Source organism: Pseudomonas monteilii NBRC 103158 = DSM 14164 (genome assembly GCF_000730605.1).
In the GTDB taxonomy this organism is placed as follows: Bacteria; Pseudomonadota; Gammaproteobacteria; order Pseudomonadales; family Pseudomonadaceae; genus Aquipseudomonas; species Aquipseudomonas monteilii.
Genome location: NZ_BBIS01000037.1, coordinates 20,950 through 44,275 on the forward strand (window position 1 = coordinate 20,950; position 23,326 = coordinate 44,275).

General features: G+C 63.5%; 22 protein-coding genes. 10 read left to right on the plus strand and 12 right to left on the minus strand.

The window, feature by feature from the left end:
* Positions 1-2: 2 nt before the first annotated feature.
* Positions 3-749, minus strand: a complete 747-nt coding sequence (locus PM2_RS18805) for a FadR/GntR family transcriptional regulator (protein WP_016711466.1) — start codon at positions 747-749, stop codon at positions 3-5.
* A 96-nt stretch (positions 750-845) separates the two neighbouring features.
* Here PM2_RS18805 and PM2_RS18810 point away from each other — a divergent pair, with 96 nt between their 5' ends.
* On the plus strand, positions 846-1,547 hold the full coding sequence (locus PM2_RS18810) for a FadR/GntR family transcriptional regulator (protein WP_016711465.1): 702 nt from the start codon (positions 846-848) through the stop codon (positions 1,545-1,547).
* A 104-nt stretch (positions 1,548-1,651) separates the two neighbouring features.
* On the opposite strand, the gene PM2_RS18815 is transcribed toward PM2_RS18810, so the two are convergent.
* Positions 1,652-2,614, minus strand: coding sequence for an XdhC family protein (locus PM2_RS18815; protein ID WP_028699475.1), 963 nt, complete (start codon positions 2,612-2,614; stop codon positions 1,652-1,654).
* 105 nt (positions 2,615-2,719) lie between these two features.
* Here PM2_RS18815 and PM2_RS18820 point away from each other — a divergent pair, with 105 nt between their 5' ends.
* Positions 2,720-3,358 (plus strand): TetR/AcrR family transcriptional regulator, encoded by a 639-nt coding sequence (locus PM2_RS18820; RefSeq protein WP_019096753.1) that lies wholly within the window; start codon positions 2,720-2,722, stop codon positions 3,356-3,358.
* Positions 3,359-3,361: 3 nt separating this feature from the next.
* Here PM2_RS18820 and PM2_RS18825 read toward each other — a convergent pair whose 3' ends face one another.
* The 4 genes from PM2_RS18825 to PM2_RS18840 form a co-directional block, all read right to left on the minus strand.
* Positions 3,362-6,925 (minus strand): molybdopterin cofactor-binding domain-containing protein, encoded by a 3,564-nt coding sequence (locus PM2_RS18825; protein ID WP_028699474.1) that lies wholly within the window; start codon positions 6,923-6,925, stop codon positions 3,362-3,364.
* Positions 6,922-7,395 (minus strand): (2Fe-2S)-binding protein, encoded by a 474-nt coding sequence (locus tag PM2_RS18830; RefSeq protein ID WP_016711461.1) that lies wholly within the window; start codon positions 7,393-7,395, stop codon positions 6,922-6,924. Before PM2_RS18830 ends, PM2_RS18825 begins: the two co-directional genes overlap by 4 nt.
* Before the next feature lie 166 nt (positions 7,396-7,561).
* On the minus strand, positions 7,562-8,038 hold the full coding sequence (locus PM2_RS18835) for a MarR family winged helix-turn-helix transcriptional regulator (protein ID WP_028699473.1): 477 nt from the start codon (positions 8,036-8,038) through the stop codon (positions 7,562-7,564).
* Positions 8,039-8,108: 70 nt separating this feature from the next.
* Entirely contained in the window at positions 8,109-9,161 is a 1,053-nt protein-coding gene (locus PM2_RS18840; protein ID WP_028699472.1) for a 2,5-dihydroxypyridine 5,6-dioxygenase, read from the minus strand.
* A gap of 330 nt (positions 9,162-9,491) precedes the next feature.
* Between PM2_RS18840 and nicC the strand changes: the two genes are divergently transcribed.
* From nicC to PM2_RS18870, 6 genes are all read left to right on the plus strand, one after another.
* Positions 9,492-10,640, plus strand: a complete 1,149-nt coding sequence (nicC, locus tag PM2_RS18845) for a 6-hydroxynicotinate 3-monooxygenase (RefSeq protein ID WP_028699471.1) — start codon at positions 9,492-9,494, stop codon at positions 10,638-10,640.
* A complete protein-coding gene (gene nicD / locus PM2_RS18850; RefSeq protein WP_028699470.1) occupies positions 10,637-11,443 on the plus strand; it encodes an N-formylmaleamate deformylase in 807 nt (268 codons plus the stop codon). The genes nicC and nicD overlap by 4 nt, the downstream gene beginning before the upstream one ends.
* 13 nt (positions 11,444-11,456) lie before the next feature.
* The gene (locus PM2_RS18855; protein ID WP_016711456.1) at positions 11,457-12,209 is read left to right on the plus strand and encodes a maleate cis-trans isomerase family protein; all 753 of its coding nucleotides are present in this window, start codon (positions 11,457-11,459) and stop codon (positions 12,207-12,209) included.
* Positions 12,210-12,224: 15 nt separating this feature from the next.
* Positions 12,225-12,866 carry an N-carbamoylsarcosine amidohydrolase gene (locus PM2_RS18860; RefSeq protein ID WP_016711455.1) on the plus strand — a complete coding sequence of 214 codons (642 nt, stop codon included), beginning with the start codon at positions 12,225-12,227 and terminating at the stop codon, positions 12,864-12,866.
* Between the two features lie 208 nt (positions 12,867-13,074).
* Complete coding sequence (locus PM2_RS18865; RefSeq protein ID WP_016711454.1) at positions 13,075-14,388, plus strand: MFS transporter; 1,314 nt, start codon at positions 13,075-13,077, stop codon at positions 14,386-14,388.
* Positions 14,389-14,527: 139 nt separating this feature from the next.
* Positions 14,528-15,820 carry an OprD family porin gene (locus tag PM2_RS18870; RefSeq protein WP_019096761.1) on the plus strand — a complete coding sequence of 431 codons (1,293 nt, stop codon included), beginning with the start codon at positions 14,528-14,530 and terminating at the stop codon, positions 15,818-15,820.
* 118 nt (positions 15,821-15,938) lie between these two features.
* Here PM2_RS18870 and PM2_RS18875 read toward each other — a convergent pair whose 3' ends face one another.
* On the minus strand, positions 15,939-16,124 hold the full coding sequence (locus PM2_RS18875) for a hypothetical protein (RefSeq protein WP_016711452.1): 186 nt from the start codon (positions 16,122-16,124) through the stop codon (positions 15,939-15,941).
* Positions 16,125-16,678: 554 nt separating this feature from the next.
* Here PM2_RS18875 and PM2_RS18880 point away from each other — a divergent pair.
* Positions 16,679-17,035: an SH3 domain-containing protein gene (locus tag PM2_RS18880; protein ID WP_016711451.1), complete on the plus strand. Its 357-nt coding sequence runs from the start codon at positions 16,679-16,681 to the stop codon at positions 17,033-17,035.
* Positions 17,036-17,369: 334 nt separating this feature from the next.
* Here the strand turns inward: PM2_RS18880 and PM2_RS18885 are convergent, their stop codons facing one another.
* Positions 17,370-18,275: a LysR family transcriptional regulator gene (locus tag PM2_RS18885; RefSeq protein WP_028699469.1), complete on the minus strand. Its 906-nt coding sequence runs from the start codon at positions 18,273-18,275 to the stop codon at positions 17,370-17,372.
* A 100-nt stretch (positions 18,276-18,375) separates the two neighbouring features.
* Between PM2_RS18885 and PM2_RS18890 the strand changes: the two genes are divergently transcribed.
* Positions 18,376-19,137, plus strand: a complete 762-nt coding sequence (locus PM2_RS18890) for a sulfite exporter TauE/SafE family protein (RefSeq protein WP_016711449.1) — start codon at positions 18,376-18,378, stop codon at positions 19,135-19,137.
* A 1-nt stretch (position 19,138) separates the two neighbouring features.
* On the opposite strand, the gene PM2_RS18895 is transcribed toward PM2_RS18890, so the two are convergent.
* The 4 genes from PM2_RS18895 to PM2_RS18910 all read right to left on the minus strand — a co-directional run bounded on the left by PM2_RS18895 (position 19,139) and on the right by PM2_RS18910 (position 23,323).
* Positions 19,139-20,563, minus strand: coding sequence for a GGDEF domain-containing protein (locus tag PM2_RS18895; RefSeq protein ID WP_028699468.1), 1,425 nt, complete (start codon positions 20,561-20,563; stop codon positions 19,139-19,141).
* A gap of 137 nt (positions 20,564-20,700) precedes the next feature.
* A complete protein-coding gene (locus PM2_RS18900; protein WP_028699467.1) occupies positions 20,701-22,530 on the minus strand; it encodes an SLC13 family permease in 1,830 nt (609 codons plus the stop codon).
* Between the two features lie 138 nt (positions 22,531-22,668).
* Entirely contained in the window at positions 22,669-23,058 is a 390-nt protein-coding gene (locus PM2_RS18905) for a glycine zipper domain-containing protein (RefSeq protein ID WP_016711446.1), read from the minus strand.
* Positions 23,059-23,131: 73 nt separating this feature from the next.
* A complete protein-coding gene (locus tag PM2_RS18910) occupies positions 23,132-23,323 on the minus strand; it encodes a hypothetical protein (protein ID WP_016711445.1) in 192 nt (63 codons plus the stop codon).
* Positions 23,324-23,326: the final 3 nt, after the last annotated feature.

The following is a 23,326-nucleotide window of genomic DNA, read 5'->3' on the forward strand; positions in this document are numbered from 1 at the left end:
CCTCAGGCCTCGCTGTAGAATGCCTGTAACCGTTGCGCCTCCCGCAGGCGCATACGGCTGTTGCTCAGGTGCAGGTACATGGCGGCGCGCGCCGCGTCGACCTGGCGGCTGGCGATGGCGTCGTAGATCTGCTGATGTTCGGCGTTGATGCCGGCCAGGTAGGTGCTGCGGTTGCTCTGCCCGGTGTAGGCAGAGTTCATGCGCGTGCGGGGGATCATCTTGGTGCCCAGATGCTTCATGATGTCGATCAGGTACTGGTTGCCTGCGGCCTTGGCGATTTTCAGGTGGAACTGGAAATCGGCGTTGGTCGTGCTGCCGGACTTTTCCGGGCCTTGCATCAGCGCCTCCAATGCTTGCTGCAATTCTTCGAGCGCTTGCGGCGTGGCCCGTTCGGCGGCCATGCCGGCGGCTTGCACTTCAAGGCTGAGGCGGTATTCCAGCAGGTCGAGCACATCGGACAGCAGGCTGATGGTTGCCGGCCCCACGTTGAAGCTCTCCGGTGCCGGCATGTCCAGCACGAAGGTGCCTACACCGTGGCGGGTCTCGACCAGGCCCGCTGCCTGCATGCGCGACAACGCTTCGCGTACTACCGAGCGGCTGACACCTTCGGTTTCGATCAGCGTCGCTTCGGTCGGCAGCTTGTCACCACGCTTGAGTGTGCCCTCGCGCATGCGTTGGGCAAAGCGTTCGACCAGCGCTTCGGCCAGGCGGCGGGGCGGTTGGGTGGGGCTGGTGGTAGGGTCCGGCATTGCTGTGCTCTTGTGTGGGCAGCGGCCAGTATAGTGCGTTTTGGCCCCGGGCAGCGGGTATACTCCGGGCTCTTCCGTATTGCAAAGGTTCGCCCAATGGCTTCTGCCCCCCCGGAAAAACGCCTGAATCTCGCACAGCAACTGGTGCATGACCTGTCGCAGCAGATTCTCTCGGGTGAATTGCCGGCGGGTAGCAAATTGCCCACCGAAGAAGCCGTGACCAAAGCGCGGGGCGTAAGCCGTACCGTGGTGCGCGAAGCCATGTCACGGTTGCAGGCCGAAGGCCTGGTAGAAACCCGCCGTGGTATCGGCACCTTCGTGGTAGACGCCATCCCGGCAGGTGACTTCCAGAGTGCCAGCCCCGGAATGGGCGGTGCATACAACGCGGTGGCGATCATCGAGTTGCGGCTTTGCCTTGAGGTCGAGGCGGCCGCCATTGCTGCCCAGCGTGCAACCCCGGAGCAACTGGCTGCCATGCGGGCGGCGCTCGATGGGGCCGTCGATACGCAGTCTGTGCCCTGCATGCGTACCGACTTCGAGTTTCACTTGCAGATAGCCCAATGCACGGGCAACAGCTTTTTCATCGACACCATGACCCACCTTGGGCATACCTTGCTGGCCGCGGCCCAGCCAGCAGTATCAGGGGGTGATGCCGAGCAGCGGGCACTGGAAGCGCGGGAGCGCGAGCAAGTGCATGCCGCGATCACCCGCAAGGATGCCGGTGCTGCCCGTGCTGCCATGCGGCTGCATCTGATGAACTGCCTGACACGCGCTCACCAGAGGGATAAGGATTTTTAAGAGTGATCAAAGATACAACAGGTTCATTCTATGCAGTGATTGCGTAAACAGTTACGCCTATGCTGGCGTGCATATGCGAGTCTACCCATCTCGTTTAGTGCCGCTCACAGCGCATCCCGCGCCTTGCCCCGGTACACCCTCAGCACATCCGCCATCACCGCCAGCGCGATCTCCGCTGGCGACTTGCTGCCCAGGTCCAGCCCGATTGGCATGTGCAGTCGCTCTATCTGTTTGGCGGTCAACCCGCCTATCCGCTGTAATCGCTCGGCGCGCTTGGCCGAAGTGGCCGACGAGCCCATTGCGCCGATGTAGAACGCCGGGGTATGCACCGCTTCCATCAACGCCAGATCATCGATTTTCGGATCATGGGTCAATGCGACCACTGCTGTAGCCGCATGGCAACCACCCGCCGCGATAAACAGTGAGGGCAGCACCCGGTGCATCTGTGCGCCCTCTATCTCGACATGCGCCATCTCCTCACGCGGGTCGCAGGCGATGACTTCGCAGCCCAGCGTGCGGGCAATGTCGGCGCAGGCTTCGGCGACGGGCGACAGCCCGGCCAGCACCAGCCGCAGCGCGGGGCCGATGCCGATATGCACGGCGCTTTCGTCCATGCGCACGGCCACGCTGTTGTCGCCATGCAAGCTGAAATCACCTGCCGGCAAACTGACCTTGCGCGTCACCCGCTGCTGGCCCAACAGCGCCCCTTGCAGCGATTGCAGGTGTTCCAGCCATGCGCCGTCCGCCTGTCGCCGCTCCACCAGCACCACCAATACGCCACCGCAAGGCAGGCGCAAGCGCCGGCTCTGCTCCTGGCCATCGCCATAGCGCACCACCTGTGCCTGCTGGGTAAATGCACCTTGCGCCAGGTTGCCGAGAAATTCCTCTTCGACACAGCCGCCAGACAATGAACCGACCCAATCCTGCGCGCTGCGGCAAGCCAGCATCGCCCCAGGCGAGCGAGGGGCCGAGCCATAAGTGGACAACACCGTGCACAGCCACACCGTGTCCCCGGCCCTGGCCCATTGCAGGGCTTTGTCGATCACCTGCAGGTCGAGATGCTGCATGCTCCGCTACCTCGCTCATATCGTCTCAGCACAGCCGAAAAAGCCGCGCAATGGCCCAACGTCTGTGGCAGTGTTGGGTATCTGGCCAGCCCCACAGGGACCGACATGCAAACTCGCAAAACCGGTGTACGCGCCCAACAGGCCGACCGCACCCGGGACAACATCCTCAAGGCCGCGGTGAAGGTCTTCAGCAAGGAAGGCTTCACCGGTGGGCGTATCGAGCAGATCTCCACGCTGGCCAAGTCCAACGACCGGATGATCTATTACTACTTCGGCAACAAGGAGAAGCTGTTCATCAGTGTACTGGAGCACATCTACGCCAGCTTCAACCAGGCCGAAGCCAAGCTGCGCATCGACCTCGACGACCCGGAAAAAGCCCTGCGTGAGCTGGTGGCGTTCATCTGGGACTACTACGTGCGCCACCCCGAATTCGTCACCATTCTTGCCACCGAGAACCTTCACCAGGGCCAGCACGCGCGCAAGTCGCAAAACCTCAAGGCATTGTCTGGCGAGGCGGTCGGCGTGCTGCGGCCGATCATCGAGGCGGGCCAGGCCAAGGGCCTGTTCCGCAACGACATCGACATCACCCACGCCTACCTGATGATTGCCTCGCTCTGCTATTTCTATAATTCCAACCGCCATACCCTCAGCTCGTTCCTGGCCGTGGACCTGGCCGACCAGCAGGCCAAGGCCGATTGGCTGGCCTTCATCAGCGACCTGGCCCTGCGCGGGTTGCGCCGCTGACCCTCAGTGGCTGCCAGGGTTGGCGCGTATGTGCGCGGCCTTGGCTGCCAGCCCTTGCCAGGCCGGTTTGTCGGCGGCGAAGCGCTGGCGCAGGTAGGCCGCCAGGTCGGCGACCTGGCGGTCCGACAGGCTGTCCTTGAAGCCGGGCATGTAGCCAAGGTCTCGGGTTGCCGGGGTGGGTATGCCGTGCAGTACCACGCGCAGCAGGTTGTCCGGCAGGTCGCTGTGGACGTTGCTGTTCACCGCCATCGACGGGCTGACACCCAACAGCTTCGGCCCCAGGCCATCGCTGTGGCAGGCCAGGCACGCGCCCTTGAATACCCGCTCACCGTTGCTCAGCGACACCTGGATATCCGCTTGCGGCGCAGCGTTGGCTGCAAGCGTCGCAGGCTCGCCGTCGAGCGAGCTGAGGTAATGGGCGATGGCGCGTACATCGCTTTTGGGCAATGTGGCCAGCTCGCTGACCACTGGCCCCATCGGGCCTGCCGCCACACCGTGCTTTTCGGAAAAACCGGTGCTCAGGTAGGTGAACAGTTCGTCTTCGCTCCAAGGCGTTGCCGACTTGCCCAGGGCATTCAGTGCCGGGGCTTCCCAGCCGTCGACCCTGCCGCCGGCAAGGTAGCTGCCGCCGCCTTTCTCCGCCCCCATCAAATTGCGTGGCGAGTGGCAGGCCGTGCAATGGCCCAGTCCGTCGACCAGGTAAGCGCCACGGTTCCACTGCGCACTGCGTTGCGGGTCGGGCTGGTACTCGCCGCGTTGCAAAAACAGCGCATTCCAGCCCGCCATCAGCGGCCGCTGGTTGAACGGGAAGCGCATGTCGTTGGCGGGCGCCGCTTGGCGTACCGGGGTTTGCGACATCAGGTAGGCGTACAGCGCCTGCATGTCGGCATCGTTGATGTTGCGAAACGAGGTGTAGGGGAAGGCCGGGTAGAGGTGCCGGCCATCGCGGCTGATGCCTTCGCGCATGGCCCGCTCGAAGGCGGCGAATGACCAGCGGCCAATACCGGTTTCCGGGTCGGGGGTGATGTTGGTGCTGTACAGCGTCCCGAACGGCGTTTCCATCGCCAGCCCCCCCGCATTGACCTTGCCGCCGCTGACCGTGTGGCACACGGCGCAGTCACCGGCTGCCGCCACCTGGCGCCCGCGTTCGAGCATCGCCGCGCTCCAGCTGCCGGCACCAGGCGGGGTTACCGGGGCGATTTCAGCGCGCCAGGGCAGGGCAGTGGCGAGCATGCCCAGGGCTGCGCCAAATACCCCGGCCAGCGAGCCGAACCACCACTTCGAGCGCTTCTTTGTGGGGTGTTCCTGTGTGGGGGCATCAGGCTCCTGGCCCTCGCCACCGAGCGCTGCGCGCACCCGTTCCGCCGTAATCGGCAGTTCGCGAAAGCGGATGCCGGTGGCGTCGAAAATAGCGTTGGCGATGGCGGCCGCGCTGGGTACCGAGGCCGACTCGCCACTGCCCATCGGCGGTTCGTGCTGGCGCGGCAGCATCATCACGTCAATGGCTGGCAACTCGGGGAAGGTCAGGATCGGGTAGCCGCCCCATTCCTTGCTGGCTACCGTCGACTCCTCAAAGCTGACTTGTTCCTTGAGCACGCGGCTGGTGGACTGGATGACGTTGCCGTGTATCTGGTGTCGCACGCCCTCCGGGTTGACCATCATCCCGGCATCGTGGCCAATCACCACACGGGTGACGGCGACCTCGCCGGTGCGCCGGTCTACCGCGACATCAGCCACCCACGCCGCCCAGGCCGCGCCGAAGCCGGGAAACTTGCTGTGGATGTAGCGTGCATAAGCAAAGCCCCTGCCACGCAGTACGTCACCTTCGGCTTGCGTTTGCATGGGCTGGGTATGCGGCTGCCATGCGGCGCGTTCGGCGGTGGCCTTGATCAGGTCGATGGCGCGCGGGTCGGACAGGTGCTTGAGGCGGTATTCGACCGGGTCTACACCCGCCGCGAAGGCCAGCTCATCGATGTACGACTCGTGGGCGAAGCTGTTGGGCATGGCCGATACACCGCGCATCCACGAGGCGCGCACCAGCGGCGTCATGTCGTTGATGGTGACGCGCATGTGCTCGTAGTCATACGGCGGGATTGAGGTACGGTCGCCCATCTCGAACAGTGCCGGCACCGGTTCCACGGCGCCGGTCAGTAGCAGCGCCAGGGTTGGGGCGCCGTTGGACGGGTAGCTGGTCTGGAAGTCGTAGGCGGCCACGCTGCCATCGGCGTTCAGGCCACCGTCGATCTCCATCAGTTGCGCGGTGCCTTTGGGCTCCCACACATGTTCCTGCTCGCGCGTCAGCTGCACCCGCACCGGGCGCTGCACGGCACGCGACAGCAGCACCGCATCGGCGCACACATCGTCGGCGCAGTTGCGGCCATAGCAGCCAGCAGCCTCCATGCGGATGATTTCGATGCGGTCTTCGGCGCATTCCAGCAGCCAGGCCAGGTCGGCGCGCAGCAGGTGCGGGTTTTGCGTGCCGGACCACACGCGGATCTGGTTATCGGTGAAGTCGGCCAGCGCGCACGACGGGCCAATAGAAGCATGCAACTGGTACGGCCACAGGTAGCTGCGGCTCAGGCGTTGGCTGGCATTGGCGATGCCGCCGTCGACATCACCCTTGTCCAGCACGGTGCGCTGCACCCGCGGGTTGTCGCGGATGGCCTGGGCAACATCGCTGAGGTCAGGCAGCTTGGCGGTAAAGGGCTTCCAGCTGACCTTCAGGTCATGGGCGGCGCGAATGGCCTGCTCCTCGCGCTCGGCCACCACACCGACAAAGTCACGGATGACCACCACCGCGACCACGCCGGGCACGTGGGCGATGGAAGTTTCGTCGACCGCCAGCAGGCTGTTGCCGACGAAGTCACCGCTGTCGTGGCCGGCGTAGGGTGGGCGGATGACCCGGCCGTGCAGCATGTCGGGCAGGCGCATGTCATGCACGTAGGTCAGCTCGCCAGTGGCCTTGCCGGGGATGTCCACCCGTGCGGCACTGCGCCCGACCAGGCGGTAGTCCTCAATGGCCTTGAGCGGCGCATCGTCGGCGATGTACCGCTGGTGGTTTTCGCCTTGCACCAGTTCGGCAAAGCTCAGCGTGCTGCCATTGCTGGCGATCACCGCGCCTTCTTCAATGCGCAGGGCTTCGGGGGCGCAAGCAAGCCGTTGCGCGGCCTGTTGCAGCAAGAAGCGCCGCGCCGTGGCCGCGGCCTTGCGCAAAGGCACGGCGGAAATCTGCAAGGTGGCGCTGGCAATGGTTGCGCCCTGGTTCGGCGCCCGTTCGGTGTCCCCCAAAACCATGTGAACCTGGTCCATGCGCAGGTCCAGCTCTTCAGCAACGATCTGTGCCAGTGAGGTGCGGATGCCGGTGCCCAGGTCGACGTGGCCGTTGAAGGCGTAGACCAGACCGTCGTCGCTGACGGCGATGAACAATGCCAGTTCGCGTTCCTTGACCACGGGCGTCGCGCCCTTGGCCACGGGGCCGGAAGGCGGGGTGATCTGGTCGACGATCAGCAACACGCCGGTCTTGGCCAGCAACTGGTCGCGGCTGGGCACCTGTTGAGAGTGGTTCATGCTTTGCTCCGGGTCTGGGCAGCGCGGCGCACGGCGCGCAGGATTTCGACGTGGGTGCCGCAGCGGCACAGGTTGCCGCGCAGTTCATTGCGGATCTGTTCGTCGCTGGGGTTTGGGATGCGGTCGAGCAAGGCCTTGACGGTCATGATCATGCCGTTCATGCAGTAACCGCACTGGGCGGCCTGTTCGTCGATGAACGCCTGTTGCACTGCGTGCGGCGCGGCCTTGCTGCCCAGCCCTTCGAGGGTGGTGATGTCACGGCCCTCGGCGCCAGCTAAGGGAATGACACACGAGCGTGCAGCCACGCCGTCGATGATCACCGTGCACGCCCCGCATTCGCCCAGGCCGCAGCCGTACTTGGGGCCGTTCAGGCACAGGTCGTTGCGCAGGACCAGCAGCAGCGGTGTGTCGGGCGCGGCGCTGGTTTCGACGGCTTGGCCGTTGACCCGCAGGGAGAGGGTTGTTTGCATTATTGGCTCATCTCTGGAGGTTGCTTGCGCTACCGAAGGACTCAAACGGGGAGAGAAATTCGGTAAGTACTCACTACATGAAATGAGTGAGCAAGAAGCAGGCCAGGGATGATTTTTTGGGAGGGCAGTTGTGACTGGGGCTGCGTAGCAGCCCCAAAGCTTGAGGTCAGCCGGCGTTCTCGTCGCTGTCGATCATCTTGCGCAGCAGGTACAGGATAGCCACACGCTCACCTGCATTCAGGCTGCCCATGCTCAGCTCGCTGATCTGCCGGGCGCAGGGGATCATTTCGTCCAGCAAGGCAGCGCCATTGTCGGTGAGCTCGACGATAACCTTGCGCCGGTCGCTCGGGTCTGGCGACAACTGCACCAATTCGCGTGCCTTCAAACGGTCGACGATGCCGCGGATGGTTGCCTGGTCCACCGCAGTCGCCTTGATCAGCTCGGCCTGGGAGCTGGGACCGTGGTCGCGCAGGGCGCACAGGGTGACGAACTGGATCGAGGTCAGCTGCGGGTCGCAAGCCTGCTGCTGGAAGATCGCCGTGTGCCGCTGGTAAGCCTTGCGCAGCAAGTGGCCGACCTGTTCGGTAACGTCGTAGGGGGTGTTGTCAAGCGGGGCGCTGCTGGGGGTGGTTTTTTTTGACATAGGATGGCTTGGGCTGGGTGAAAAGAGGCTGGCCGGCCGCCAATAGCGGAGCGCCCGGCCAGTATAACCCCTATCTCGCCCGCGACTCCTCTGGTGCTACCACGTCGCCGGCCAGGACCACGGCCTTGTCATCCAGGTAGATGTCGCAATTGCGCAGCGGAATGTCAAGGTGGCACGGGGTCTTGCGCTTGCCGCCGACCTCGGTGTTGGGGCCGGTGGAGAACAGGAAGTTGCCGTAGAAGGCGCGGGCGTCCATGCACATGCCATCGTTGCGGTCGTGCAGGCCCATGGCCGTCCACTGCGCGCGTGGCTGCAGGCCCCAGCCGATGTGCGAAATGCCGTACACCTCGGGGTCGTTGAAGTACTTCATGTAGTCACGCAGGTACTCGGCCTCGAAGCCGCCATGAATGCCGGTGATGAAGCCTTTCTCGATCTCCAGGGTGATGCGCTCGCGGCAGTAGTTCTTGAACGGCAGGATGATGTCGCCCACGTCCAGCACCAGTGTGCCCTCGGCGCTGTCCTCGTTCGGCCAGGTGAACAGGAAGCCGCTGGGCCAGTGGTCCCAGCGCCCTGGCTCGTCGGCATAGCCGTATTCGGTCACGGCCGGGTACTGGCCAAGCGGGGCGTGGAAGTCGCTGCCGGCCTTGGACCGCACATGCAGGCTGCGCGCCTGTTTCAGCAGGGTTTCGGCAGCCAGCACGCGGCGTTTGTCGTCTTCGGTCGGCAGCATGCGCGCCAGCACTTCCGGTGGCTCTACGGCCAGCAGGATGCGCGTGCCAGTCTTGAGAATCTGCTCCTGCTCGGGCGAGTGCAGCAGCATCATGGTATCGACGATCAGGTCGGCCGCTTCCAGTGCCCGTTGTGCCGCCAGGTTACCGGTAAGCGCGGTGTCGCCGCAGTAGGCGGTCATGTCGTTGCCCATCGCCGTGGGGTGGTTGAACGCGGGCAGCTCCACCGCATACACCTTGGCCTTCAGACGCTGCGCAGCTTCCATCGCCGCGTTGACCGTGCGCGGGTCGGAGTAGTGGCTCTTGAGCACGGCGACGCTCTGCGTCTCGTCCACGCGGGACAGCTTCAGTACGTGCTCGAACATCTGGGTCAGTTGCGCATTGCTCACCGGCATCGGGGTTCTCCTGGGCGGCGTTGATGAGTAAGAGGTGCTGCACCAAGGCAGTGCCTGGCGCTTCATCTCGGTGCAAATTAATAGTGTGTACACCCTACTTTTGCAGATGAAAGCGCATCCCGCCGGTGAGCGCAAGTTATCTGTAAAACGTTACCTATTCACACATAAGTCCAGTGATTGCGGTAACAGAGCTTTGGCTGAACTTTTCGATCAGCTGTTTGAAAAATATTTGCCTGCCCCTCTTTTCAAAATTCAATTGCAGCGTATACGCTCTAAATCGTCAGGCGGTCGAGCCGCCGGCCACACATCAGAACAAGAGGAGAGATACCCATGCGGGGTAGGCAGAAAATCGCAATCGTCGGTGCGGGTCTGGGTGGGGCAGCTGCCGCCACGTTGCTGCAACAGGCTGGGTTCGATGTCGAGGTGTTCGAGCAGGCGCCGGAATTCACCCGCCTTGGCGCGGGCATTCATATCGGCCCTAATGTGATGAAAATCTTCCGCCGCATGGGGCTGGAGCAGAAGCTGGAGCTGATGGGCTCGCACCCGGACTTCTGGTTCAGCCGCGACGGCAATACCGGTGATTACCTGTCGCGCATTCCGCTGGGCGAATTTGCCCGTCGCGAGTACGGCGCCGCCTACATCACCATTCACCGTGGCGACCTGCACGCGCTGCAGATCGACGCGATCAAGCCGGGCACCGTGCACTTCGGCAAGCGCCTGCAAAAGATTGTCGACGAAGGCGACCTGGTCCGCCTGGACTTCGCCGACGGCACGCACACCGTGGCTGACATCGTCATCGGTGCCGATGGCATCCATTCGAAGATCCGCGAAGAACTGCTGGGCGCTGAAGCGCCGAACTACAGCGGCTGGGTCGCGCACCGGGCACTGATCCGCGGGGTGAACCTGGCGCAGCATGCAGATGTGTTCGAGCCCTGCGTGAAGTGGTGGTCCGAAGACCGCCACATGATGGTCTACTACACCACCGGCAAGCGTGACGAGTACTACTTCGTCACCGGTGTGCCGCATGAAGCCTGGGACTTCCAGGGGGCTTATGTGGACAGCAGCCAGGAGGAAATGCGCGCCGCCTTCGAGGGTTACCACCCCACCGTGCAGAAGCTGATCGACGCGACCGAATCGATCACCAAGTGGCCGCTGCGCAACCGCAACCCGTTGCCGCTGTGGAGCCGTGGCCGCCTGGTCATGCTGGGTGACGCCTGCCACCCGATGAAGCCGCACATGGCCCAGGGTGCCTGCATGGCCATCGAGGATGCGGCCATGCTGACCCGCTGCCTGCAAGAGACCGGGCTGTCCGACCACCGCACCGCGTTCGCCCTGTACGAGGCCAACCGCAAGGAGCGGGCATCGCAGGTGCAGTCGGTATCCAATGCCAACACCTGGCTCTACACCCAGGAAGACCCGGCCTGGGTCTATGGCTACGACCTCTACGGGCAGCCGCTCAAAAGCGGGGAGGCGGCATGAGTACCTTCGTCGCCGGCGGCAACGTCAGCGCCAATGGCATCCGTCAGCATTTTCTGCGCTACGGCGGCAAGGGGCATGCGCTGATCCTGGTGCCGGGCATCACCAGCCCGGCGGTTACCTGGGGCTTCGTGGCCGAGCGCCTTGGCCAGTACTTCGATACCTATGTGCTGGATGTGCGTGGGCGTGGGTTGTCGGAGAGCGGGCCTGGGCTGGATTACGGCACGGACGCCTGTGCCGCAGACATCCCCGCGTTTGCTGCTGCGCTGGGCCTGGGCAGCTATCACCTGGTCGGGCACTCGATGGGGGCGCGCTTTGCCATTCGTGCTGCTGCCCAAGGGGAGCCGGGGTTGCAGCGGCTGGTGCTGGTCGACCCGCCGGTATCCGGGCCGGGGCGCCGCGCCTACCCGAGCAAGTTGCCGTGGTATGTCGACTCGATCCGCCAGGCCACGGTTGGCATGAGCGGCGACGACATGCGCGCCTTCTGTGCCACCTGGAGCGACGAGCAACTGGCCCTGCGCGCCGAGTGGCTGCACACCTGTTACGAGCCGGCAATCGTGCGCGCCTTCGATGACTTCCACGAGGTGGATATCCACCAGGACCTGCCTGCCGTGCGTCAGCCGACGCTGCTGATGGTGGCGGGGCGCGGCGGGGTGATCGAGCCCCGCGACATAGCCGAAATCCGCGAGCTGAAGCCGGATATCCAGGTGGTACGGGTAGACAACGCCGGCCACATGATCCCTTGGGATGACCTTGAAGGCTTCTTCGCCGCCTTTGGCGACTTCCTCGACCAACCCCTTGTCTGACGGAGCACGAGACATGACCCAGCTATACCGCATCGGCCAGATCGTGCCGAGTTCCAACACCACCATGGAAACCGAGATCCCGGCGATGCTCAATGCACGCCAGGCCATCCGCCCCGAGCGCTTCACCTTCCATTCCAGCCGCATGCGCATGAAGCAGGTGAAGAAGGAAGAGCTGGCCGCCATGGATGCCGAGTCCGACCGCTGCGCCGTGGAACTGTCCGACGCCAAGGTCGATGTGCTGGGCTACGCCTGCCTGGTGGCGATCATGGCCATGGGCCTGGGCTACCACCGCCAATCGGAAAAACGCCTGCAGCAGGCCACCGCCGACAATGATGCGTTGGCGCCGGTCATCACCAGTGCCGGTGCGCTGGTAGAAGCGTTACATGTGATGAAGGCCAAGCGTATTGCCATCGTTGCCCCGTACATGAAGCCGCTGACCGAACTGGTGGTGAACTACATCCGCGAGGAAGGCTTTGAAGTGCTGGACTGGCGCGCGCTGGAAATCCCCGACAACCTCGCCGTGGCCCGCCACGACCCGGCCAACCTGCCAGGCATCGTCGCCGGCATGAACCTGGAAGGCGTGGATGTGGTGGTGCTCTCGGCCTGCGTGCAGATGCAATCGCTGCCAGCCGTGGCCAAGGTCGAAGCGCAAACCGGCAAACCTGTGGTCACCGCCGCCATCGCCACCACCTACGCCATGCTCAAGGCGCTGGACCTGGAGCCGATTGTGCCGGGTGCTGGCGCCTTGCTGTCGGGCGCTTACTGAAACCGGGAGGCGGACATGAGCGATACACAAAGCGCCCGTGACAACTATCAGGGGGTCTGGGGCCAGCGCATTGGCTTCGGCCGTAAGCCAGCCCTGTTGATGATCGACTTCATGCAGGGTTACACCACACCTGGCGCTCCGCTGTATGCCCCGGGTGTTGTCGCGGCGGTCGAGCAGGCTGCCGGCCTGCTGGCGCTGGCCCGCGACTGCGGTACCCTGGTGGTGCACACCAACATTCGCTACCAGCCGCCGCATTTTGCCGACGGAGGTGTGTGGGTGCGCAAGGCGCCAGTGATGAAGGACATGGTCGAAGGCAACCCGCTAGCTGCCTTCTGCGAGGCCGTTGCACCGCAGGCGGGGGAGGTGGTTTTGAGCAAGCAGTACGCCAGTGCCTTCTTCGGCACTAGCCTGGCCCCGCTGCTGCATGCACAAGGGATCGATACCGTGGTGCTGGCCGGCTGTTCCACCAGCGGCTGCATCCGCGCCAGTGCAGTGGATGCCATGCAGCACGGCTTTCGAACCATCGTGGTGCGCGAGTGCGTAGGTGACCGCCACAACGACCCGCATGAAGCCAACCTGTTCGACATCGACAGCAAGTATGGGGATGTCGTCACCCGGCAAGACGCCATGCAACACCTGCGGCACCTGGCCGGCTGAACGCCGGGCAGCCCTTACCCAATAACAATCAAGGAGCGGTGCCGGAAGCCCGTCCATGACCGCCTGCTGTCCGGGCGGTCGCCCCGCAGGAGCACTCGGGGTCTTCAGGCGTTGCCAGGGCGCGCCGCGTATAGTGCGCGGGGTGCCCGGCGCGTCGAAAACTGCTGGCCTTAAAACAACCACAAAGTCGCCCGCCAGGAGACAGGAAATGCCAATTGCGAATGCAACCACGGTCCACAGTGACATCGACCATGGCACCAAAGCGCTGTACAGCAAGATCACCTGGAGGCTAATACCCTTCCTGTGCTTCTGCTACCTCGCTGCGTACCTCGACCGCATCAACGTCGGTTTCGCCAAGCTGCAAATGCTCGAAGACCTGCAGTTCAGCACTGCAGCCTACGGCTTGGGTGCCGGTCTGTTCTTCGTCGGTTACATCATTTTCGAAGTGCCGAGCAACCTGATCCTGCAGCGCGTTGGCGCCAAGCTGTGGATCGCCCGCATTATGATCACCTGGGGCTTGCTGTCGGCCTGCACCATGTTCGTCAGCACCACCACCCAGTTCTACATCCTGCGGTTTCTGCTCGGGGCTGCCGAGGCTGGCTTCCTGCCGGGCGTGTTGTACTACCTGACCATGTGGTACCCCACCTACCGGCGAGGGCGCATCATTGCCCTGTTCATGATCGGCTTGCCGTTGTCCAGCGTGATTGGCGGGCCGATTTCTGGCTGGATCATGGGCCATTTCGACCAGGTGCATGGACTGCATGGCTGGCAGTGGCTGTTCCTGCTGGAGGCGATCCCCAGCGTGCTGCTTGGCATCCTCACGTTCTGGGCACTGCCCAACCACTTCCAGCAGGCCAAGTGGCTGTCGGATGACGACAAGGCCCAGCTGGCGGCAGACCTGGCCGCTGACGATGCCGAGGGCAAAGACAGCAAGCACAGCTTCCGCGACGGCTTCTTCAACCTGAAGGTGTGGATGCTGGGAGGTATCGATTTCTCGATCCTGCTCAGCGCCTATGCCATGGGCTTCTGGATGCCAACCTTCATTCGTGATGCGGGCGTCAGTGATACCTTCCACATTGGCCTGCTCACGGCCGTCCCGAGCCTGGCCGCGCTGGCTGGCATGCTGATGATCGGGGCCAGCTCCGACCGCCACCGCGAGCGCCGCTGGCACATCATCGTGCCGTTCATCATCGGTGCGATTGCCATGGCCAGCAGTACCTTGTTCAGCCAGAACCTGGTGATGACCGTGGTGCTGTTCGCCATCGCTTCGGCGGCCATCATTGGCGCAGTGCCGGTGTTCTTCAGCCTGCCGGCCACCTTCCTCAAGGGCACGGCTGCGGCTACCGGCTTCGCCCTGGCTTGCTCGGTGGCCAATATCGCCGGCCTGGTCAGCAACTCGCTGATGGGCCTGGTCACTGACCTGACCGGTACTTCTCACGCAGCGCTGTGGGTGTTTGCCGGCTGTCTGATTCTCAGCTGCTTCCTGGTTATTGCCTTGCCGGCGAAGCTGGTCAACCGCTAGCGGCCCAGCGCTTCACGCAATGGCAGAGCAGGCGGGCCGGGTGCCCGCCTGCACACCCTCTCTCAAAGCAACCCGCACGTCGGTGGCCGTTCAAGGCCACCGCGCCGGGTGGCTGTTGCCCGAATCCAGGAGTAGCCCCATGCAAGGTTCCACTGCACCGCGTTTTTCTTCGTCTGCGCGCCTGGCCGGCGGTTGTATTGCCGCCGCGCTGTGTGCCGAGGCTTCGGCTGAAGAGGCCGGTTTCATCGAAGGCGCCCGTGCCACGCTGCAGGCGCGCAATTACTTTTTCAGCCGTGACTACGCTGACATCAAGGGGGCGAGCACCCAATCGCGTACCCAGGAGTGGGCGCAGGGTTTCATCCTCAATGCCAGCTCCGGCTATACCCAGGGCACGCTGGGCGTCGGTGTCGATGTTACCGGCCTGCTTGGCTTCAAGCTCGACAGCAGCCCGGCGCATGCCAAGTCCGGCTTGTTGCCCAGCCTGGACAGCGGTAAGTCGGCGGACGAGTACAGCCGCCTGGGTGCGGCGATCAAGTTCAAGGTGTCGCAGACCGAGTTGAAGGTGGGCGAGTTGATGCCCAACCTGCCTGTGCTGCTGTTCAGCGACCTGCGCCTGCTGCCGCCAACCTACCAAGGGGCGATGCTGGAGTCCCGCGAGTTTGCCGGGCTGACCCTGAATGCCGGGCAGTTCCGCTCCACCAGCTTGCGTGACTCGTCCAACAGCCAGAAGATGTACGCGCTGGTCAACGATCCGATCAACCCGGCGCGGCTGGCACGCTTTACCAGCGACCGTTTCAACTACGTGGGTGCCGACTATGCCTTCAACGACAACCGTACCAGTGTTGGCGTATGGCAGGCGCAGCTGGAAGACATCTACCAGCAGCGCTTCTACAGCTTCAAGCATGCCGAGCCGTTGGGTGACTGGACGCTGGGGGTGAATGCCGGCTACTTCGATGCCCGCGAGGACGGGCGCAAGATTGCCGGCGATTACGACAATCACGCACTGTTCAGCCTGTTCTCGGCCAAGACCGGCGGGCATACCTTCTATGTGGGGTACCAGCAGATTGGCGGTGATGACGGCTTTATCCAGGTGGGCGCCAACACCAACCCGATGGGCAACACGCTGCCGACCTACGAGTTTTCGGCGCCGGGGGAGCGGTCGTGGCAGGTGCGGCACGACTATAACTTTGTCGCCTTGGGCATTCCGGGCCTGACGTCAACCTTGCGCTATGTGAAGGGGCGGGATGTGGACACCGGGCTGGGCTTTGAAGGACGAGATCGGGAGCGTGATCTGGACCTGGCCTATGTGGTGCAAAGCGGGCCGTTGGCAGGATTGGGGATACGGGTGCGCAATGTGATGGCGCGTTCCAATTACCGCACGGACATTGATGAGAACCGGCTGATCCTGAGTTACACGGTCAAGCTGTTCTGAGGGTGCAGATGCTCTAAAAACCTGCGCGGTCTCTGTGGGAGCGGGCTTGCCCGCTCCCACAGGTTTTGCGCTGGTTTCAGCTTCAGCGTAATCCTGTGGGGCCAGGAAAGGGTACAGCTCACTGCAAGGTCACGGGCTTGAAGCTATCCGGTAACTGCTGGATAGCCGCCTCTATCTTGGCGATCGGTTCAGCCAACTTGTCCGCCTCGTTGTACTTACCCTCCCTTTTCAGGCGATCGCGCTCAAGGCGCAGGTTCAGCAAATTCTTCTGCAGCTTCAGGGCCGAGGCATTGTACGGGTCCATGCTTTTCTCACGCTGTGGGCTTCCGAGCCGTTGTAGGAAAATCGGACCGTAGCAGCTCGATTTTGCTGCAGAAACTGATGTTTCATACAGGGAAATCCCTTCGAGGCGAATACTCCTACGTTGCGCGGTAAAAGATCCTACAAGCTGCATTTCAAATCGTTTCATTCAATCTTGGCTGAACCCCGCGTGATACCTAGCCACAACGGGGTTTCGTCCCTACAGGCTCTCGACAATTTCCTGTAAATGGTTTGCCATGCCCTTCGAAACGTCGTGTAGCAATTGCTTGCGCGTTACAAGTGGTCCGCATCCACGACCGCCTGGCCGCATGTCGAGTGGCGGGCAGGCATCGGGCATCTCCTTTGCATGAGCCAGTGAGGCGGTTTGATGTGTGCCAGTAAAGTTGACGGCTGTATCGCCGATATGTCCGATTGACCCGTTGGAAACGTGCTTGTGTATCAGGTCTCAATGGGTACACATAACGATAAGAACGCGGTGCAGCGGTGGTTTTTCCGCTGCTGCACCGATCGAAGGTTTACCCGGCCAAGGAGAGGCCCATGCATTACGTTGTCATTGAACCCCATCGCAGTGAATATCCGCGGCCCATCCGCTTCGCCAAGGGCACGCTGCTGAACATCGGGCCACGCTACGAAGGCAAGCCAGGCTGGCAGGACTGGTACCTGTGCACCTGCAGTGGTCAGGAGCCTGGCTGGGTTCCGGCCCAGTTGATCGAGCGAATCAGCGTGTGTCAGGGCAGGGCACTGGACAATTACTCAGCGCATGAGCTCGATGCCGACCCCGGGCAGCGGGTGCAAATGCTGCGCCCGCTCAACGGCTGGGTCTGGTGCCGTCGCCATGGCAATGGCGAACTGGGCTGGCTGCCTGCAGAAAAGCTTCAGCAGGTTTCCATCTGATCCGCTTTTTTTCCACAAAGCTGAATCTGTAACCGTATCAGCCCAAGGCCGAGAATATGCCCATTCCCGCATCACAACTGTAGAGGTTCCAATGGGCAAGCTGGCGCTATTCCTGGGTGGTTTTCTGCTACTGACCATTCTGATTGGTCTTCTTGGCACGATTCCGCCAAGCTGAGGTTCAACGTTCACCCGCGCATGGGATAAGTCATTCTTTGCGCTGGGAAATCTGTCCACAAAAAACGTGGGTAGGTCTGTGGATAAAGTGCTGTAAGCCAAGCCCACGGCGGGCTCTGTTAAATTGAGCAGAAATTGAACAGCCGTTTCAGTGGCTGTTTCATTGGGCCATGCCGACTCGGCGCAGGGCCGCCAGCAAGTCACGTACCCGCGCCGGCAGCTCGCCGGCAGGGTATAGCGCATGCATCTGCGGGTCCTGGCCGCTGCTGGAGGTCAGGCGGTACTGTGGGCACACCCGCACCAGGCGCCCGGTTTTGACCTGCGCTTCGCCAACCCAGGCGGCCAGGCGGGCGATACCCGCACCGGCCAGGGTGCTGTGGTACACCGCCTCGCCCGAACCCAGGCGCAGCCTGGGCCTGGGGCGCAGGCTGGTGATCTGGCCATCGCGGCAGAAATGCCAGGCCTTGAGGATGCGTGGCGCGGTATGCAGGATCAGCGTATGGCCCTCCAGGTCTTCCGGGTGTTGCGGTGTGCCGGCCAGGCCCAGGTAGGCGGGGCTGGCATACAGGTGGCGCTGATAGGGCCAAAGCGGGTAGCCGATCAGCTCGCTTGATTGGGGGAAGGCGCCGCGCACCACGAAATCGAATTTGCCTTGCAGTGGGTCGAGGGCTTCGTCGCTGTACTGCACGTCGAGGGTCACTTGCGGGTGGCAGCGAGAAAACTCGGAAAGCACCTGCGGTAACACATGCTCCCCCAGCAACTGCGGCACGGCAAAGCGGATCCAGCCTTGGGCACTGCCGCTGAGCGCGGCCAGTTCGTCGGCCGCATCGCGTTGCACATCCAGCAAGCGTTCGGCGTGCGGCAACAGTCGCTCGCCCGCTTCGGTCAAGGTCACGGCGTTGGCGTTGCGGTTGAGCAGCTTGCTTCCGGCGTTGTCTTCCAGGGTTTGCACAGCACGGGTAACTGCGCTCGGTGAACGCCCCAGTGCGCGGGCAGCGGCGACGAAGCTGCGCTTGTGTGCCACGCTGACGAACGCCTGGATTTCCCGCAGCATGTCCAGTGCCATCGTCTGCTCCTTGTTGCAGTTTTCGCAATATGGCATTTCAACACAAGCGCGGTACTTTGATTAGCCTTGCAGGCGTCTTCTCTGCCTCTGGGCCTGCATCATGATGGATATCGCTGTACTTTCCGTGTTCGCTTTTGCCGCTGGGCTGATCGATGCCGCCGTGGGGGGCGGTGGGCTGATCCAGATCCCGGCCTTGTTCAATGTGCTGCCCACCGCACAGCCAGCGGCATTGCTCGGCAGCAACAAGCTGGCGTCGGTGTGCGGCACGGCCTTCGCGGCGCGGTCGTTTATCCGCAAGGTGACGCTGGACTGGGGGCTGATCGTACCCGCTGCACTCAGCGCCTTTGTCATGTCGTTCGCCGGTGCCGCCACGGTGTCGCTGGTGCCGCCCAGCGTGATGCGTCCGGCGGTGCTGGTGCTGATCGTGCTGATGGCCATCTACACCTTCTGCAAGAAAGACTTCGGCACCTTGCACAAGCCTGCGCAAATTGGCCGCAAGGAGCAGTGCCTGGCGGTGCTGATCGGCGGTGCGATCGGTTTTTACGACGGCCTGTTCGGCCCGGGTACCGGTAGCTTCCTGATCTTCCTGTTCATCCGCTTCTTTGCCTTGGACTTCCTGCACGCCTCGGCGTCGGCCAAGGTGGTGAACATCGCCACCAACCTGGCGGCACTGGTGTTCTTCGTGCCGACGGGCAACGTGTTGTATGCCATCGCCCTGCCCATGGCCGTGTGCAACATCCTGGGCGCGCTGACCGGTACCTGGCTGGCAGTGCGCAAGGGTGCCGGCTTTGTCCGCGGGCTGTTCCTGGTGCTGTTGTGCGTGCTGATCGCCAAGCTGTCGTGGGACTTGCTGGCCGGTTGACTCAGATCACCTGGCGCTGCGCCTCGGCCTGCTCGACGCGATTGCGGCCATGGGCCTTGGCCCGGTACAGCGCCTGGTCGGCGCTTGCCAGCAGCGCGTCCAGGCTGGGGGCCGGGCGGTCGGCGTCACAGCCGGCCAGGCCGATACTGACGGTAATCTGCAGGCGCTGGTCGGCCTGCACCACATGCAGGTCCTGTACGGCGCGGCGCAGGCGTTCGGCGGTGAACTTGGCCCGTTCTGGCGCAAGGCCCGGGAGAATGACGACGAACTCCTCGCCACCCAGGCGCGCGAGCAGTTCATCGTTGTGCAACTGGTCTTGCAAGGTGCTGGCGAACTGGCGCAGCACCTGGTCACCGACCGCGTGGCCGTGGGCATCGTTGATCGACTTGAAATGGTCGATGTCCAGCATCATCAGGGTCAGCGGCAGCGCCTGGGCATACTGCTGGCGGCTGTCCAGCAACGCGTTGGCGCGGCGGGTAAAGGCACTGCGGGTGAGCACGCCGGTAAGGTGGTCGATGGTAGCCTGGTGCGCCAGGCGGGCCATCAGGCTGCGGTTGGCCTGGCTGACGCAGGCCACCACCAGCGGGCCAAGCACCAGCATGGCGATGCCCAGGCGCGCCGACATCAGCGTGGTCACCCCTGGCTCGCTTTGCGGCACGCTAAAGTGCATGAGGTTTTGCGCCACGGCCACAATCAAGGTACTGCCGGCGGTGAGTGCCAGCAGCGAAACCATGAAGGGCGAATAGGTCCAGGCACACCACAGCAAGGCGGCAATCGGGAAGGCAATGGCCCCGGGGCCGCCAAAGGCAATGCTGAACGCCAGCGAGGCCAGCAGCACCAGCAGCGGTGCCAGGCGGATGGCCTGGGCACCACCGCGCATCAAGGCCCGCACCGAGGGCGCAGTAAGCAGCACCGGTAGCACCAGCACGCTGGTCGAGAACTGTTCGCTGAACCAGGCCAGCCAAGTGGTGCGCAACGATTGTTGGAACCAGGGCGCGGCCATCGCCGCCGCCATGCTGGCCGCCACCATGGCGCCAACGGCGCAGGCGGCAAATACGCTGAGTACGCCGTGCGGGGTGCGCATGCGTCGGTGCAGGCGCGGCAAGCGCGACAGCAATTGCCAGAGGGTCACCACCACGCCCAGGTTGCACAGGTTGAACCACAGGGCCGGGGCCCAGGCGCTGCCGCACAGCAGGTCGGCACCGACCATGGCCAGCCAGACGAGGCCAAAGCCGGTAAGCGTGGCCTGACGAGGGTAGCGCAGCAGTACACCGGCCAATACGGCATTCACCGGCCAGAACAGCGACAGCGATTCGATCGGGCGTGCCAGGATGCCGCCCAGGGTGAGGGCAAAGGTCAGGCAGAGCAGAACGACGTAAGGCAACAAGCGCGATTGGGCAGCAAAAACCATGGGCTCGACCGGCAAGCGGAAACGAAATCCAGGACAACGCCTTGAAGCACCTGGGGCAATGACCCGCAGTGTGTTTCGTCAGGGTAGTTGATGTCAATCTGCCGCGATCGGTCGAGATAATGCCAAATTGCCTTCATTCCTCGGTTGTGTCGTCACAGCCCGAAGAACCACGGCACCATCAACACGGTCACCAGCATCACCAGCAGGGTGAACGGTACGCCGATTTTGACGAAGTCGGCGAAACGGTACTGCCCTGGGCCCAGCACCAGCGTATTGACCGGCGATGACACCGGCGTCATGAACGCCGCCGATGCGGCCAACGCCACCGTCATGGCGAACGGGTAGGGCGACATCCCCAGCTGTGTAGCGGTACTGACAGCCACCGGCGCCATCAGCACCGCAGTGGCCGTATTGGAAATGAACAGGCCAATCACCGCCGTGACGGCAAACAGGCAGGCGAGAATGGCACTGGGGCCGGCCCCGCCCAGCACACTGACCAGCCCGCTCACCGCCAGGTCGATGCCGCCGGTTTTCTGCAGCGCCTGGGCAAAGGGCAGCATGCCGACGATCAGCACCAGGCTTTGCCAATGAATGGCCCGATAAGCGCTGTTCATGTCGATGCAACGGCCGGCGCCCATCAGCAGGCAACCGATCAGCGCCGCCATGACATTGGGCACGGCACCGCTGACCATCAGCCCGACCATCACCGCCAGGCTCAGCAGCGCTTGCGGCGCGCGGGTGCGGGCGGGGGCCACCTGGTCGATTTCGGCAGGCAGGCTCAGCACCAGGAAGTCCCTGGGCTTGCTTTGCAGCTGGCGTACGGCCTTCCACGGGCCGACCACCAGCAGCGTGTCGCCAAGGCGCAGCTTTTCTTCCACCAGTTGGTCTTCGATCGCTGCCTGTTCGCGGCGCAGGCCGACCACGTTGAGGTCGAAGCGGGTGCGGAAGGCCAGTTCGAGAATGCTCTTGCCAATCAGCTGCGACCCCGGTGGTAGGGAGACCTCGGCCATGCCCAGTTCCTGGGACTGGTCGATGAAATAGGCGGCCTTGAAGTGAAGCGGCTCCAGTTGCATGGTCTGGCACAGGCTGCGCAGGTCGTCGCGGTTGGCGAACAGGTCGAGCAGCAGCACGTCGCCCTGGTGCAGCACGGTGCTGGAGTCGGCAGCCATCACCCGCGTGGTGAACTTGTGCTGGCGTTCGATGCCGATCACGTTGGCGCCGTGCCGGGTACGCAGTTCCAGTTCGCCGAGGGTGTGGCCGATCAGCGGCGAGCGGGGGCGGATGCGCAGGCGCCGTTCGCGGCCGTTGAGCTTGTAGTCCAGCACCAGGTCCAGCAGTGTCCGGCGGGTTTCCACGCGGCCGTCCTTGCGCACTTCGCCGTTGAGCCAGTGGCGGGTCAGCAGCATGTAGCCGATGCCCAGCACCAGCACCACCAGGCCAAACGGGGTAAAGCTGAAGAAGCTGAAACCGGCTTCGCCATTGCGCACCAGCTCGCTGTGCACCACCACGTTGGGTGGTGTGGCTACCAGGCTGAGCATGCCGCTGATCAGGCCGGCGAACGCCAGTGGCATCATCAGGCGGCTGGGCGAGAGTTTCAGGCGTGCGGCAATACTGAGCACCACCGGGATGAAGATAGCCACCACGCCGGTGGAGCTCATGATCGAGCCCAGCCCGGCCACCGCCACCATCAGCAGCACCAGCAGGCGCGCCTCGCTGTTGCCGGCCCGCTCGCTCATCCATTCGCCGATGCGGTAGGCAATGCCGGTACGCACCAGACCTTCGCCAATCACGAACAGGGCGGCGATCAGCACCACGTTGGGGTCGCTGAAGCCGGCCAGGGCCTGCTCGACGGTGAGGATGCCGAGTAGCGGCAGGGCGAGAATCACCAGCAGTGCGACCACGTCCATGCGCGGGCGGTTGATGACGAACAGGAGGATGACGATGGCCAGCAGGCCGAGGACCCAGAGCAGCTCTTGGTTCATGGGGAGGGGGTGTTCCTTCACACAGGGGCACGATAGACAGTAGCAGCCAGTGTGCCAGCTTGTAATGAAGGGGGTGTTGATGTGCTGCAGGGTTTGCCAAACAAAAGGGGCCGCATTGCGGCCCCTTGGGTCACCGGATCAGTGACGGTGACGGTGGTGCTTCTTGCTGCCGTTATTGTCGCCCAGGTGGTTGCCGATGGCACCACCGGCCGCGCCGCCCAGGCCGGCACCCACCGTGGAGCCGGTCTTGCCGCCCACCGCGCCGCCCAGCAGCGAGCCGCCAGCCGAGCCCAGGCCGCCGCCGATGGCGGCTTCGGTACGGTTGCCCTTGCGTGCACCTACCGCACTGCCGGCTGCGCCGCCGAGGCCTGCGCCGATGGCCGCCCCGGTCTTGCCACCGATCGATTGACCGACAACGTTACCCAGGGCACCACCCAGGCCACCGCCAATGGCGGCAGTACCGTCACCGGCGAAAGCGCCCTGGCACAGCAGCAGGCCGAGGGCAAGGGAAGGCAGAGTCAGACGCATGATACGAACCTCAAAGGAATCATCAGGTTAAGGTGCCGCGCAACGGGCGGCGGGTCAGGGGTGCAAAGACGCTTCAACGGTAGTAGCGGTCACCGCGGTACTGGCGATTGTCATCGTCATCATCGTCGCGGTCATGGCGATGGTGGTGGCGATGGTCACGGTCGCGGTCACGCCAGCCATCGTCGTCGTCATGGTAGCGATGGCTGTGGCAGCCTGCGGTCAGCAGGACAACAGCAACCAGCGAAAGGCTTGCAAGGCGGGTCATCAC